14 protein-coding genes are annotated in these 15,694 nt (G+C 40.0%); 10 read left to right on the forward strand and 4 right to left on the reverse strand.

The genetic code is table 11. The features are described 5' to 3' along the window. Positions 1-337 precede the first annotated feature (337 nt). The 4 genes from AB4153_RS03450 to AB4153_RS03465 all read right to left on the reverse strand — a co-directional run bounded on the left by AB4153_RS03450 (position 338) and on the right by AB4153_RS03465 (position 3,760). Positions 338-1,240, reverse strand: coding sequence for an ABC transporter ATP-binding protein (locus AB4153_RS03450; protein WP_371996388.1), 903 nt, complete (start codon positions 1,238-1,240; stop codon positions 338-340). Continuing rightward, positions 1,237-2,070, reverse strand: a complete 834-nt coding sequence (locus tag AB4153_RS03455; RefSeq protein WP_371996389.1) for an ABC transporter permease — start codon at positions 2,068-2,070, stop codon at positions 1,237-1,239. The genes AB4153_RS03450 and AB4153_RS03455 overlap by 4 nt, the downstream gene beginning before the upstream one ends. A gap of 109 nt (positions 2,071-2,179) precedes the next feature. Next, on the reverse strand, positions 2,180-2,848 hold the full coding sequence (locus AB4153_RS03460) for a YceH family protein (RefSeq protein ID WP_371996390.1): 669 nt from the start codon (positions 2,846-2,848) through the stop codon (positions 2,180-2,182). Between the two features lie 78 nt (positions 2,849-2,926). Continuing rightward, entirely contained in the window at positions 2,927-3,760 is an 834-nt protein-coding gene (locus AB4153_RS03465) for a S1 RNA-binding domain-containing protein (protein ID WP_248955721.1), read from the reverse strand. Positions 3,761-4,312: 552 nt separating this feature from the next. Between AB4153_RS03465 and speE the strand changes: the two genes are divergently transcribed. The 10 genes from speE to AB4153_RS03515 all read left to right on the forward strand — a co-directional run bounded on the left by speE (position 4,313) and on the right by AB4153_RS03515 (position 15,559). Continuing rightward, entirely contained in the window at positions 4,313-5,191 is an 879-nt protein-coding gene (gene speE / locus AB4153_RS03470) for a polyamine aminopropyltransferase (protein ID WP_371996392.1), read from the forward strand. Between the two features lie 26 nt (positions 5,192-5,217). Then, on the forward strand, positions 5,218-7,131 hold the full coding sequence (gene speA / locus AB4153_RS03475) for a biosynthetic arginine decarboxylase (RefSeq protein ID WP_102527965.1): 1,914 nt from the start codon (positions 5,218-5,220) through the stop codon (positions 7,129-7,131). A 52-nt stretch (positions 7,132-7,183) separates the two neighbouring features. Further along, entirely contained in the window at positions 7,184-8,113 is a 930-nt protein-coding gene (locus AB4153_RS03480; RefSeq protein ID WP_371996394.1) for an adenosylmethionine decarboxylase, read from the forward strand. A 31-nt stretch (positions 8,114-8,144) separates the two neighbouring features. Beyond that, complete coding sequence (speB, locus tag AB4153_RS03485) at positions 8,145-9,077, forward strand: agmatinase (protein ID WP_371996396.1); 933 nt, start codon at positions 8,145-8,147, stop codon at positions 9,075-9,077. A 155-nt stretch (positions 9,078-9,232) separates the two neighbouring features. After that, positions 9,233-9,871 (forward strand): pyridoxamine 5'-phosphate oxidase, encoded by a 639-nt coding sequence (gene pdxH, locus AB4153_RS03490; RefSeq protein WP_102527962.1) that lies wholly within the window; start codon positions 9,233-9,235, stop codon positions 9,869-9,871. Between the two features lie 44 nt (positions 9,872-9,915). Next, complete coding sequence (locus tag AB4153_RS03495) at positions 9,916-10,365, forward strand: YaiI/YqxD family protein (protein ID WP_102527961.1); 450 nt, start codon at positions 9,916-9,918, stop codon at positions 10,363-10,365. 135 nt (positions 10,366-10,500) lie between these two features. Beyond that, entirely contained in the window at positions 10,501-11,091 is a 591-nt protein-coding gene (locus AB4153_RS03500; RefSeq protein WP_198589560.1) for a YceI family protein, read from the forward strand. Between the two features lie 73 nt (positions 11,092-11,164). Beyond that, positions 11,165-11,515, forward strand: a complete 351-nt coding sequence (locus AB4153_RS03505; protein ID WP_102527959.1) for a DUF3802 family protein — start codon at positions 11,165-11,167, stop codon at positions 11,513-11,515. Between the two features lie 44 nt (positions 11,516-11,559). After that, on the forward strand, positions 11,560-12,438 hold the full coding sequence (locus AB4153_RS03510; protein ID WP_371996398.1) for a RimK/LysX family protein: 879 nt from the start codon (positions 11,560-11,562) through the stop codon (positions 12,436-12,438). Positions 12,439-12,670: 232 nt separating this feature from the next. Further along, a complete protein-coding gene (locus AB4153_RS03515) occupies positions 12,671-15,559 on the forward strand; it encodes an ExeM/NucH family extracellular endonuclease (RefSeq protein ID WP_371996399.1) in 2,889 nt (962 codons plus the stop codon). Positions 15,560-15,694: the final 135 nt, after the last annotated feature.

Here is a 15,694-nt window from a genome sequence, read left to right on the forward strand (position 1 = left end):
AGCTATGAGCTATGAGCTATAGCTATAGCTATGAACGGTGAACTGTGATGTGCGCTATGAGATGTGCCAATGGCTGTTCAGAAATGACTAAGACTTATGCCTATGACTTGAGCGTTTAGAATAGCGACGGCGTTTTGGCTGCAGTTTTGCCTAAGTAGGGTATGTATACGATATGAATAATGAGTCGGTGACTTTTTACTTTGTGGTTTGTGGTTTGTGGTTTGTGGTTTGTGGTTTAAGTTGGATGTTGGTTCAATAATTAGCCTGAAAATAACTAGCCTGTAAACAAAAAGCCCAGTACTTAATACTGGGCTTACTGACTTGATGCAGAGTTTATCTAGCTAGAAAAAAGAGTTTCTTCCAAGCTTCTCCCTTTCATGATGGCTTTATATTGCCAGCCATGTTCACTAAATAGTGCGAGTAATGCCGTTTCAAGGTTAAAGCTAGTATCAAAATGATGTTCGATAATGATTTGTTCGTCATCACTGACTTTGACATTGATGATGTTAGGCATGCTTCTTACTTTATCACTCAATAGTGCGATATCAGATTGCTGCATCGTCAGAGTCAAAAAGGCTGTTTCTGCATCAGCTTTCATTGAAACTGATTGCTGCAATTGCCCTTGTTCTAAATAAAGCACCTGATCACAGAGCTTTTCTAGTTCTTCTAAATTGTGTGAACTGATGACGAATGTGGTGGTTGCTGATAAATCCTTTACGATTTGACGGATTTTTTTGGCATTAGCAGGATCAAGTCCCGCTGTGGGTTCATCTAACAAGACTAATTTAGGCGATCCCATGAGCGCTTGAGCGATAGAAACACGTTTACTCATGCCATGGCTTAAGCTTTTAGGCAACATTAAAGCTGAGGCGGATAAATCCACTAATTCCAGCACTCGTAGGGCTTCTTGTTTTGCCTGTTTGCCGTTCATGCCCTGTAACTTTCCAAAAAATGTCAGTTGCGACACGATAGTAAAGTTAGGATCTAGCGCCGCATCTTGAGGTAAAGCAGAGACTACGTTTTGTAATTTCTGGCTGCCAGGTTTTTCACCTAAAATAGAGATCTCACCAGAACTCGGGTGAATAAAGCCACATAGCAAGCTAAATAACGTGGTTTTACCTGCGCCATTAGGGCCGACAAGGGCGATAGGCGCGCCGGTATCTAATGAAAGATTGATATTAGAAAGGGCCGCTTTAGTACCGTATTGCTTAGATACACCTTCACATGTAATTAGCTTCATAGTGCACTCCGTTGCATGTAAATGCGACCTGCTATTAATACAGCAAGTGTTTGAATGAGAGGAATGGGTGCATACATCAATGAGCTTAACCCTTGCGTATTTATCATTAATGATAATTGCGAACCAGGTAGTATCCAACTTAAAAATGACATAGCAGGTAATTGGCTATTAATGATCATGATTAAAATGCCACTCACCGCCCATAAGATCACGGCGTAAATACTCGCTTGTCGTGCGCTGTTTGCATACCAAGATAAAACAGCCATAACTGCGGTATAAGGTAGCAGTGCGATAAAGACATTGATGAATACTGAAAAACCACTTAATAAGGCATCGGTAAATAATCCAGCATCTCTAGTGAGTACCATCAAGATGGTGGCAATAATAGTTAATAACAGCAAACACCCTTGTATGAGCATTTGACCTAAGAAGCGACCGAAGAAAATACTATCACGACTGACTCTTAAGGTAAGAAATCTAAATGAGCCACGTTGTTTATCAGAACTGAATTGATCTGCAGTGATAAAAATGCTGAACATTGGGAACACATACAGTGCAATACACCAAAAAACGGCAAACTCAGCGACCTTCCAGCTAAAGAGTTGGCTGAGTGCATCAGGGCCATAGATACTTTGTACAAGCTCTTTAAAGCCAGGTTCTAACATATAGACTGAGGCACTTTGCACTGGGTATAACAAAATAATTGCCCAGAGTAATGAGAAGGCGATTAACGCCGCAATACCTTTGGTATTAGTGAATCGCTTACTCAGTTCATAACTGGCAATAAGCCAAGTTTGACGAAGTGAGGAAGACCGAGGAGATGCGTTCATAAGTAAAAAATATCCTTGAGAAAACGGTGATGTGTTCGCCATCATACTTGATAGCGAACCAGATGAAGATTAATTTTTGTTAAGTCAGTGTTAACTCTGACTTTAATGATTAATCTAGCAGTTGTTCAAGTTCGGCTAAACGCTGGGTTAAATCACTCACTTGAGATTCTAATGCATCAACTCTTTCAAGTAGGGCATGGGTTGCTTCATTACTCGCAGGTTTAACTACTGGAGCAGCAGTTACGTCAAATGAAGTACTGCCTTGCTCAAGATACTGTTTATCAGAAAATAATTGAGCATAACGGCAATCTCGGCGATTGGCTTCACGCGGCAATTGTACGACTAGTGGCTCATCTCTTGATGCTAAAGATTGCAGTGCCGCTTCTACTTGCTGCGGCCCATCAAATTCATGTAATCGATTGCAGCGGGTTTTAAGCTCACCAGGAGTTTGAGGTCCGCGAAGCAGTAGTACAATGATAATGGCAAGTTGTTCATTTGAAAATTGAAGGTCACTAAATTCGGTATTACAAAAGCGGTGCTTGTATTTAACCACGCGGCTGCCGAAGCCTGTTTGCTCGCTGATCAGTCTTTTCTTGGTGAGTTCATCTATGAGTGATTGTGTTTCTTGTTCAGATAAGCTCATCACAGGTTCACGGCTGCTTTTTTGATTACATGCCATGGTCAGGGAGTTAATGGAAAGGGGATACTGTTCGGGGGTAGTAATTTCTTTTTCTAATAAACAGCCGATGATGCGGGCTTCTTGATTGCTAAGTTCCATAAATTACTCCAAATAAAAAAGCATGGTTTGTTATAACAGAACCATGCTTTTTATCAAATAATTCAGTTTATCTGTAGCTTATTTAAGCAATCTAATGCCATCATCTTCGATACTGATTTGGCCACCTTTAAATAAACCACCAATACTGCGCTTAAACGCTTTTTTGCTCATGGCTAATTGGTCATAAATGATCGCTGAATCAGTCTTATCATTTAATGGTAAAAAACCACCCGCACGGTGTAATTTATTAATGATTGTTTCAGCATTTTTATCTAAGTTTTGTTGACCAGCTTTTTGTAAAATCAAATCAACTTTGCCGTCTTCACGCACTTGTTTAATATAGCCTTTAATTGATTGGCCAAAACTTAAACGCTGGAATACTTCATTTTGGAACAAAACACCCCAATGGGCATTGTTGATAATGGCTTTAAAGCCTAAGTCTGTACTGCCGCCGATAATTAAATCGACTTCTTGTCCAGCTTCATACTCAGCAGGTGTTTTATCTAAAAACTTATCGACTTTAGATGAAGCCATAATACGCTCATCAACATGGTTAGGATGAACATAAACCAAGTAAGATTTACCTTCTTCAATGCTTCTGTGCTGTTCGCCGAAAGGTAATAGCAAGTCTTTGTCTAAGCCCCAATCTAAAAAGGCACCAAATGGACCAGTTGCAATGGCTTTAAGGTAAGCAAACTCACCCACTTGTGCATAGGGCTTTTGAGTGGTGGCAATCACAATATCTTCAGAATCAAGATAAAGAAATACATCAACCATATCGCCAACTTGGCAGTTTTTAGGGACAAACTTATTAGGTAATAGTACTTGTCCTAACTCTTGCGCATTCACATAAACGCCAAAACTGACTTGTTTTACGACTTCTAGGGAGTGATTCTTTCCGATTTGTATCATTTGCGGCTCTATTTAACTAAAGATAAGGAGAAAACAGGATAATTATATACGTAATAGCTGTAGTTGTAACTTGCGTTCATAAACTAAACTCAATAAAACACAGATTAGAAATTTTAAGTTAATGATATGCGCAAAATAGGCATAATTTCTTTGAGGGAACTATTTGGTTTTTAACAAAAAAAACATAACTTTTCTGTTGCACTAAAATAATGAATTAAATTTATACTAAAATTGCTTTTTCACCCTTGCATTATCATTGTTTGCAGGGTTTAATTGCGCCGCTTTTTTAATTGAACCAAGTGCTTTTTATAAAGGTTTGTTGAGGTAGAAAAAACAGCAGATTACCTTGACGTGCGATAAGCTTGAGACTTATCTTCATTTATCAAGGTAGTGCGAACAATAAATGCGTTAATTATAATCCTTTTGAAATTGAATTTCACTCATTCATGAACCTAGGCTCATGATAAGGGATACCCATTATTTGTTCACCTTTTTAACTTATATCTACGCTGCGAAGGTCATCGAATTTTGTGGCAGTGTTGGACTTTTAACATGCTAAACAAATCAAATATTTATTACGAAACTTTACATGCTGGTTATGGCCAGTACTTTGAAGTTGAACAAGTTTTGTTTGAACAAAAAACAGAGCAATGGCATTTAAGTATTTTTGAAAATACTAATTTTGGCCGAGTAATGGCATTAAATGGTGCCATTCAAACAACAGAAAAAGATGAGTTTGTTTATCATGAAATGATGACTCACGTTCCGATCCTTGCCCATGGCAGTGCTAAAAAAGTACTTATCATTGGAGGCGGTGATGGCGGAATGTTAAGACAGGTATTAAAACATCAATCTATAGAGCAGGTTACTATGGTTGAAATCGATGCTAATGTGGTCGAAATGTGTAAAACCTATTTCCCACAACATTCACAAGGTGCATTTGAAGATGCTCGTGTGAATTTAGTTATCGATGATGGAATGCACTTTATTGAACATTGCCAGCAGCAGTTTGATGTGATTATTTCTGACTGCACCGATCCGGTCGGACCTGGTGAAGTATTATTCAGTTCTGCATTTTATGAAAATTGCATTCGCTGCTTAACTGAAAAAGGCATTTTTGTTGCTCAAAATGGCGTGGCATTTATGCAGCCTGAAGAGTTACAAGATACAGTGCGTCGTATGACGCCATATGTGAAGGACTGTTGGTTTTATAATGCTGCAGTACCTACTTACATTGGTGGCACGATGGCGTTTGCATGGGCAACCAATGATGAAACAGCCCGTGAAATTGATATAACGACATTAAAGCAACGTTTTGAACAGGCTAATATCAGCACTCGTTACTATACGCCTGCTTTACACATGGCAAGCTTTGCATTGCCCGCATTTGTAGAAGCTGCAGTGAAAAACGCCCAAAGCGTGACTGCATAATCTGCTGAATAGACGGAATGAAGAATATGAAAGATTGGTCTATCGAAAACGCACGTTCAAGCTATAACGTAACCCATTGGAGTCAGCAATATTTTGGTATTGATGACACGGGTGAAGTCACAGTGACACCAGACCCAAGTAAACCTGACTGTACGATTGGTTTGAATGAACTTGCCAAAGATATGGTGAAAGCTGGTGTTGCATTACCAGTGCTTGTGCGTTTCCCGCAGATTTTACATCGCAGAGTCGAAAACTTATGTGATGCATTCAATGAAGCTATTCAAAAGTACGAATATCAGAATGATTATTTGTTGGTTTATCCTATTAAGGTTAACCAGCAGCAGACCGTTGTTGAAGAAATATTAGCCAGTCAAAAGTCTAAAGAAGTACCTCAGTTAGGTTTAGAAGCAGGCAGTAAACCTGAATTAATGGCAGTACTGGCTATGGCGCAAAAAGCCAGTTCAGTGATTGTATGTAACGGCTATAAAGATAAAGAATATGTTCGGTTAGCACTGATTGGTGAAAAACTGGGTCATAAAGTTTATATCGTTATCGAAAAAATTTCTGAACTTAAGCTAATTTTGCAAGAGTCTAAAGAGCTTGGTGTGACCCCAAGACTGGGTTTACGTACTCGTTTAGCCTTCCAGGGCAAAGGGAAATGGCAAGCCAGTGGCGGTGAAAAATCAAAATTTGGTTTATCAGCTGCGCAAGTCTTGAAAGTACTGAATGAATTAAAAGAGCTCGATATGATGAGTTCTCTGCAATTGATTCACTTCCACTTAGGCTCGCAAATCGCCAACATTCGCGATATCCGCCAAGGTGTGAGCGAAGCAGGGCGTTTTTACTGTGAATTACGAAAGTTAGGCGCGTTAATCGATACCTTTGATGTCGGTGGTGGACTCGCAGTTGATTATGACGGTACTCGAAGCCAAAGTAACAACTCGATGAACTACGGCTTAACTGAATATGCTAATAACATCGTCAGTGTGCTTGGTGATATTTGTAATGAATACGAACAGCCAATGCCACGTATTATTTCAGAGTCTGGGCGTCATTTAACAGCGCATCATGCGGTATTAATTACCGATGTGATTGGTACTGAGTCCTACTACCCAGAAGATATTCAGCCGCCAGAAGAAGACGCGCCACAGCTATTACACAATATGTGGATGTCGTGGACGGATATGAGTGAGCGCCCAGATAATCGCGCTATCATTGAAATCTATCATGATACTCAAAGCGATATTGCTGAAGCGCATTCATTGTTTTCTGTAGGCCAGCTGACTCTAATGCAACGCGCATGGGCTGAGCAAACAAACTTGCGAGTTTGTCATGCATTAAAAAGCTTATTAAGTAATAACAATCGATTCCATCGACCGATTATTGATGAATTAAATGAGAAACTTGCAGATAAGTTTTTCGTTAACTTCTCATTGTTCCAATCAATTCCTGATGCATGGGGTATTGATCAAGTGTTCCCTGTATTGCCGTTAAGCGGCCTTGATAAGCCACCAGAAAGACGTGCGGTAATGTTAGATATCACCTGTGATTCAGATGGTATCGTCGATCAGTACGTTGATGGCCAAGGCATCGAAACGACCTTGCCAGTACCTGCATGGACACCAGAAAGTCCTTATTTAATTGGCTTTTTCATGGTTGGTGCTTATCAAGAGATCCTAGGCGATATGCACAACTTATTTGGTGATACTAATTCGGCAGTGGTTCGTGTTGAAGAAAATGGTTTACCGAATATTGAATCAGTATTAGCGGGTGACACCGTTGCTGATGTGCTGCGATACGTTAACTTGGATGCCGTTGCGTTTATGCGCACCTACGAAGAGTTAGTCAACCAGCATATTGCAGAAGAAGAAAGAACCTCAATATTGGAAGAGTTACAGTTAGGTCTAAAGGGTTACACCTATTTAGAAGATTTTTCGTAAAAAGAGTGTCAGCAGAGTAATGAACATTACTCTGCGTTTTTAGGTTTAAAATATGTTTTTTGAAGGTTCTGAAAAAAAGATTGAAGTCATATTAGCTGACTCATCTCAAAAATTGCGCAGCTTTGGACAGCCATTTTGGGCTGACATTGTCGCCTGTGCTAATGCTGAAATATTGTCCTCAGTCAGTAATGAGTTTTGTGATGCCTACTTATTAAGTGAGTCCAGCTTGTTCGTGTGGGATGACCGCTTTGTGATGCTGACTTGTGGCACAACGACACTTGCTGACGCTGTGATGTCATTTATTGAGAGTGTGGGTGAGCAGGCGATTGGTTTTGCCAGTTATCAACGTAAAAATGAATATTTGTCGCACTTGCAATCAAGTTCATTTCAAGATGATTTGAAAAAAATCCGTCAAACGATAGCAGGTAATGCATACCGAATTGGCCACTTAGATTCACATCATCATTATATGTTTAGTACCAAGAAGCCGTTTATTGCGCCAGCTGCTGATACGACAAATGAATTATTGATGTACCATATTAACGGCGATGCAGCTGATTATTTGCGTGGCATGAATCAATCAGCACAAGGCATTCGTGAATTATTGCAATTGGCGGAATTGTTTCCTGATTTCATCGTGGATGACTTTTTGTTTGAACCTTTTGGTTATTCAATTAATGGTATTAAAGGCCAAGAGTATTTCACGATTCATATTACCCCTCAGGAAAAAAGCTCCTATGTGAGTTTAGAAACCAATGTAAACCTATCGGAGCATCCGGTTGATATTTACGCAAGGCTATTGAGCAGTCTTAATCCTGGTAGCTGGGATGTGATTGGTTTTAATTCGGCTAAAAATACTGACGGGTTCCCTGCACATTTGTGTTTGGGGAGTTGCTCGCTTGCGACTGAGCAAGGGTACGAAGTTAACTTTAGTCACTATCAGCAACTTTGTCATGAAGTGCTGATACCAGAATATTTGTAGTTATTGGCGTTTCGCCTTTACGGAGAGTTGTATGAGCACTTTTGCTGAAAAAGCAGATTATTCATTGTATTCCAATGCGTTTGGTTACTTACGTCAGCCGCTTAACTTTAAGCCGACTGAAACGGATGCAAATGTCGTTGTTATTGGACTACCGTTTGATATGGCAACAACGGGACGCTCAGGCGGTCGTATGGGGCCTGATGCTATTCGTCGTGCATCAGTAAACCTTGCATGGGAAGAAACACGTTGGCCTTGGGATTTTTCAATCAGCGAGACTATCAATATCGTTGATGCGGGTGATTTAGTGTTTGATTGTGGTGATCAAGACGATTTCACTACACGGCTTGAAGGGTTTGCAACCCGTATACTTGATAGTGACAAAGCATTATTAAGCTTTGGTGGCGATCATTTTGTTACTTTACCTTTATTGCGCGCGCATTATAAAAAGTACGGCAAAATGGCTTTGTTGCACTTTGATGCGCACACAGATACTTATAGCCAAGGTAGCAAGTATGATCATGGTACGATGTTTTTTCATGCGCCGAATGAAGGCTTAATTGCACCTGAAAATTCAATTCAAGTTGGTATTCGAACTGAATACAATACCGCTGACCATGCTTTTAAAGTGATTGATGCAGCCACAGCCAACGATCTAACTGCGGCGCAAATTGTAGAACAAATTAAGCAGCGTGTTGGTGATATGCCACTATACGTGACCTTTGATATTGATTGTCTCGATCCTGCCTATGCACCAGGTACTGGTACGCCAGTTTGTGGTGGCTTAACCAGTGACAAAGCAATGAAAATCATCCGTGGTCTTCGTGGCATGAATATCGTGGGTATGGATGTTGTCGAAGTCGCCCCAGCTTATGATTCAGCAGATATTACGGCGCTTGCAGGTGCGACTTTAGGTCTTGAGTTGCTTCATGTGTGGGCAGAAGGCAAAGGTTTAGTTAAAAAGTAAGTTTACTTACTGACCTTATTTGAAAACCAACGGTTATCGTTGGTTTTTTTATGCCTACTTTTTGCAATTAATGCTTATAAGCATAATTATCAGCAATGTCATGATCATATATCAGCAACTGTGAGTATAATGACAGTAATTAAAGAGGTATCTAAATGAATGATTTAACTGATATCCGCCGAGAATATACTCAAGGTGGATTACGCCGTAACGATTTGCCTGAAAACCCAATGGATTTGTTTACCCAATGGATTGAGCAAGCGAAACAAGCAGAGTTGACCGACCCTACCGCAATGTGTGTTGCAACAGTAGATGAACATGGGCAACCTTTTCAGCGTATCGTGTTACTCAAAAAGTTTGATGATGATGGCTTTGTTTTCTTCACTAATTTAGAAAGCCGCAAAGCGATACACCTAGCGCAAAATGCCAAGACCAGCCTACTGTTTCCATGGCATCCGCTAGAAAGACAAGTGGCGGTAACGGGTGAAGCAGAACCATTATCTATGATGGAAGTGACTAAGTACTTTATGAGTCGCCCTAAAGACAGCCAAATCGCTGCTTGGGTGTCAAAACAGTCGAGTAAAATCAGTGCTCGCCAAGCACTAGAAGGCAAATTTAATGAGATGAAAAATAAATTTGCCAAGGGCGAAGTACCACTGCCTAAATTCTGGGGTGGCTACCGCATCAAACCTGAAAGTATTGAGTTTTGGCAAGGCGGAGAGCGTAGGTTACATGACCGCTTTGTTTATCAAAAGAATCCCTCGGGCTGGAATATTGATCGATTAGCGCCGTAAGTGGCGTTAATGACGTAACAAATTTAATTTGCTGAGATAATGTAATGAGTAAAACAATCTGGGTCGATGCCGATGCATGTCCCAACCCAGTTAAAGAAATGCTTTTTCGTGCAGCCGATAGAAAATCGGTGCCGTTAATTTTGGTGGCCAATCAGCTTATTAGAGTGCCTGCTTCACCTAATATTTCCGTCGTCAGAGTAAGCTCAGGTTTTGATGAAGCTGACAATTATATTGTTGAGCAATTAAAAGACGGTGACTTAGTGATTACTGGGGATATTCCGCTGGCTTCAGATGCGATTGAAAAAGGTGCGATGGTGTTTAACCCTCGTGGCGATATCTATACCGTTGATAATATAAAGCAGCGCTTAACCATGCGTGATTTTATGGAAGAGCTAAGAAGTAGTGGTGTGCATACTGCTGGGCCAAATAGCTTTTCGCAAGCAGACAAACATGCTTTTGCACAGGCACTTGATAAATGGCTAAGTCGTTTATAGTCAGTGTTATCTATGTATTTATGACTTTTAGCTGCTAATGTAGCAAGATTGAATTAACTCAACGTTTGGATAGCCTCCGAGTTAATTAATTTTAATCTATAATTTAACTGTTTTTATTCACAAAAGGGATTAATGATGAAAAAATGGCTCAAAGTGTTACCCATTGCGTTACTGTCTACTTCTTTGATGTCTGCGGCGAGCTTTGCAGCCGACTGGCAAGTTAAACAGGGACACTCGAAAGTCAGTTTTATCTCAATTAAGAAAGGCGATATTGCTGAAGTTCATGACTTTAAAAAAGTAAGTGGTAGTCTAACGCCAGAGGGTGCGTTTAATTTATCGATTGATTTGGTCAGCGTTGACACGGGTGTTGAAATTCGTGATGAACGAATGCAAACCATGCTATTTGAAGTGGCTAAATTTCCAGAACTTGGGTTATCAGCAGTCGTTAATCCTAAATTATTGGCTGATTTGAGTGTAGGTTCAACATTAGTTACACAAATTGATGGCACAATAGAGTTACACGGTAAAAGTCGTCAAATAACATTTGATGTTTTAGTCGCTAAGTTATCGGATAAAAAAATGGTGGTGAGCAGTATGGCTCCTGTCATTATTCAAGCAAATGATTTTGATCTTGTTGAAGGGGTCAATAAGCTCCGTGAAGTAGCAGGATTAAGCAGCATTAGTTTAGCTGTTCCAGTCTCTTTTGTTTTGACTCTATCCCAATAACTGACGATGTTGCTTATTTAGAAAATTAACGAGTGGCTTTTGCAGTTCAAAAGCCACGTAAACAGGGGACATAATGGTCACTGATAAAGATGGTTACATTCATTTAATTCAATATTTAACTGAGCATTTAGGGCTGTTTGAAGCGTCAGAAGATAACAGTATAAATAGCCAAACAATAATGGAATTATTCGAAGACCAACTATCAGCCCAAATCATTATGGTTTGTGGCCAAAATCCAAACCTATCATTTGCTCAGCGCAATAAAGTCATTCGTGAAATTGATGCTATTGTCTATGATCTTGAAGAGATTTTAGCCAGTGTAGCAACCCATAATGCAACGCCAGATCAAAGTGTGTTTATCACAGAGTTTTCTGGTTTGATCAAAAACTTGTTTGATAAAGAAATCGAACAAATCCTTAGATAATTTCATTATAAAACTTTAACTCATCTTACTTGCAGGACTTTTGCATGTTCAAAACAATCATTAATGCTACCTTCATTTGTTGTATTTCATTTTCAAGTATGGCGGCTGAGAAAGAAGTACTAGGCCAAACTGAAATGATGTCAGTTAGTCAAAATGGAGTTGTATTTGAAGCACGAATGGATACAGGCGCAGTTAACTCGTCATTGCATGCTCTAGATATTAACGTCGAAGGTGGCAGTGCGAAAAAAATGAAAGACAACATAGGTAAAAATGTGTCGTTCACGACTTTCAATGAGAAAGGCGAGCAAGAAAACATTACTGCTGAAATTGTCGGCGTGTCAACGGTGAGTAACTCACAAGGCACTGAAACCCGTTATGCGGTTAAATTACCTATTACCTTTGGCGAAAGCACCCGTAAGGTCAAGGTAAATTTAAAAAATAGAACCACAATGGACTATAAATTACTGATTGGCCGCAATTGGTTAAAGAGCCGCTATGTGGTTGACGTATCAGAAAAGAAATTTATCGGGCCAACAGCTGGGATCAGTATTGTCGAGTCTGGTTTGATATTTGATACTCGTATCGATACTGGTGCAGTAGAAAACTCACTGCATGCCGTAAATTTAAGAATTAAAGATGAAGATAAAACCAACATGGATAATAATGTTGGTAAAGATGTGACATTTACAACAATGAATGAAAAAAATGAAACGGTAGATGTCACAGCCCGTATTCATAGCACTTCTTTAATTCGTAATGCACAGGGGAGTGAGATCCGCTACATGGTGACATTAACAATCGGCGAACCCGGTGAAGAATTCAAAGTTGATGTTAACCTACGTGATCGCAGTAAGATGACGTACAAGCTACTGATTGGCCGTAACTGGCTGCAAGGCCACTATATTGTTGATGTTAATATGTAAGGCATTCCAACATTAAAAGCCGCTCATTTGAGCGGTTTTTTTGTGCCTTAATTTGACTTGTTTTCTTCATTAATACGAAAGACTTATTCGAGAGCACTGTATCGATATGTAATTGAATCTTAACAAATGTGCAACCCTTGCTGTTTATAGTCTTGGGTAGTTTTGGATTAAACCAAAATGATAAAAATACTATAAACACATAAAGATAGATTAATAAATCTAGGGGTTACACATGTTTTGCAAACTGAATAAGTTCAATTTTTCGTTATTAGCTTTATCCATATCTACTGTATCTATGGCGACTTTAGCAGCCAAAAGCTATGCGGATGATTTAATCATCTCTGAATACATTGAAGGAAGCAGCAACAATAAGGCGATTGAACTATACAATCCCACTAATGAAGCTGTCGATCTTTCTGATTATCAACTTCAGTTCTTCTTCAATGGTAATAGTAACAGTGGCGGCACTATCAGTTTAACTGGTGAGGTTGATGCGGGTGCGACTTTTGTCGTCGCGGATGATGATGCTTCTTCTGAGATACTAGCTAAAGCTCAACAGTTATCAACAACGAGCTTTTTTAATGGTGATGATGCCATTGTACTCTTTAATCAAACAACGATTGTCGACTCACTGGGTCAAGTAGGAGTAGATCCTGGCTCTGAGTGGGGCTCTGGTGATTTGTCGACGAAAGATAATACTTTAAGACGCAATCACGATGGCATCATTGCCGACATAAATCCAGATGATGCAGTTTCTTTAGATAATTGGTTTGGATTTGCAAAAGATGATTTTAGTGATCTTGGCAGCTTCAATGGTTCCGTGACTGACCCAACTGACCCAACTGACCCAACTGACCCAACTGAGCCAGTTGAGCTGATTTGTGGTGATTCATTTACTGCAATTCATACCATTCAAGGTAGCAGTGATATCAGTCCATTAGTAAGCGAGACGGTCATTGTAGAAGGTATAGTTACCAGTGATATGCAAGCGGGTCTAAAAGGTTTTTACTTACAAATGGCTGACAATGAGATTGATGCCGACCCTAGCACCTCTGAAGCCATATTTGTTTATACAGATTCACAACCAATCGCTGTCAATATGGGCGATAGAGTCAGATTACAAGCGACAGTAAAAGAGTATAACAATCTCACAGAACTCGCAGATATTAGTGGCAGTATCGTGTGTGATACTCAGCAAGTATTACCTCAAGTATCTTTAATAAGTTTACCCGTTCAAAGTACACATTCACTTGAAGCTTACGAGGGAATGTTGATCGGTTTTGAGCAAGCTTTAGTGGTGAATACTGTCGCCAACTTAGGTCGATATGGTGAGGCAGAATTAGGTAGTGAACGTCATTATACAGGGACACAAGTTGCCAATCCTGGTGCTGATGCGTTAGCACTAGAAGCAAGTTATGACTTAGATCGCATCATCCTAGATGATGGCGCAACCATTCAAAACCCAGATGTCGTGCCTTATCCTGCGCCGCAATTATCTGCTAATAACAGTCTTCGTGCAGGTGATTCTATCTCATCTATCACTGGGGTTTTGCATTACAGCTTTAATGAATATCGAGTGATGCCAACTCATACTGTCAATGTTATTGCTAGCAACTCTCGTACAACGACACCAGAGCTTGTGGGAACCGGCGATGTCACTGTGGCAAGTTTCAACGTACTAAACTACTTTAACGGTGATGGACAGGGTAACGGGTTTCCAACTTCACGAGGAGCTGATTCTCTCAGTGAGTTTGAGCGTCAACAAGCTAAGATTGTAAATGCGTTAGCTGCCATGAATGCTGATGTCGTTGGTTTAATGGAAATCGAAAATGATGGCTATTCAGACCTGTCTGCTATCGCAAACTTAGTCAGTGCTTTAAATGATGCAACGATTGCCAACCGTTATGATTATATTGCTGCAAGTGACACCACTGTCGGCACAGATGAAATAGCCGTAGGGTTAATCTACCAAGTTGACCGCGTTTTACCTGTAGGTGATGCCAAAGTGCTAAACACGAGTAACTCACCATTAGATGAACAAGACTTGCCCTTATTTGATGACAGTAAAAACCGCCCAATGGTGACTCAGTTATTTGCTGATGCTGCTACTGGGGATGAGTTTGTTGTTGCAGTAAACCACCTTAAATCTAAAGGCAGTAACTGTAATAGCGTAGGGGATCCTGATGTAGGTGATGGTCAAGGTAACTGTAACCTCACTCGTACTAGGGCTGCTCAAGCTATGATGCCTTGGCTGGCAGCGCAATATGATGTTAATGGTGAACAAGCCAAAGTACTGATTATTGGTGATTTAAATGCTTACGCCAAAGAAGACCCCGTGACTGCATTAACCGAGAATGGTTTTACTGAGTTGTTTAACCACTTTGGTATTTCGGATGCTTATTCTTATGTTTACTCAGGTAAAGCTGGTCAGTTAGACCATGCATTAGTGAATGATGCATTACTTGATAATGTGTTGAATGTGACTGATTGGCATATTAATGCTGATGAACCTTCAATTTTGGATTATAACCAAGAATATAAATCGGATACCCAGCTTGTTAATTACTATGCTGCTGATGCTTATCGCTCTTCAGATCACGACCCTATGGTTGTCGAGTTACAATTCACTCCTGCAAATCAAGTCCCTGTCGCAAGCTTTACATGGGCAATAAATGGTGCGCAGTTAGAAGTTGTTTCTACTTCTACTGATGACAATCAAGATGGGTTAACACACCAATGGCAGTTCGGTGATGAAAGCACTGCCACAGGGATGTCTGCAAGTCATGCGTTTACAAGTAATGGCGTTTACCAAGTCAGCTTAACGGTAACAGATGCAGAAGGTGAGTCAGATAGTTCGACGCAAACAGTCGAGGTGACTGATATTCCTGAAAATGCTGCTCCAACAGCCGCGATTCAATACATAAATTTGTGGTTCTTTGAAGTGTTTATTTCACGAAGTGTCGATGAAGATGGACGAATTACATCGCAATCATGGTTGTTTAATGATGGCCATCAGTCGAATCGCCGTATTGTACTTAAACGTGCAGGGCAAGCGAATGAGGTACAGTTAACCGTGACTGATAATGAAGATGCGACAGATACAGCGTCATTGCAGTTTTAAGTATCTGAAATCTATATCAGAGTTAAAGCAAAAGACTGCTTTGATTTAGAAAAAATTTATCATGAGTAAACACAACAAAGGTGGCTTAATTGCCACCTTTTTATTACCATTCTTGCCTTAATAAATACCTAAGGC

Source organism: Shewanella sp. 10N.286.52.E4, assembly GCF_041468785.1.
In the GTDB taxonomy this organism is placed as follows: Bacteria; Pseudomonadota; Gammaproteobacteria; order Enterobacterales; family Shewanellaceae; genus Shewanella; species Shewanella electrodiphila.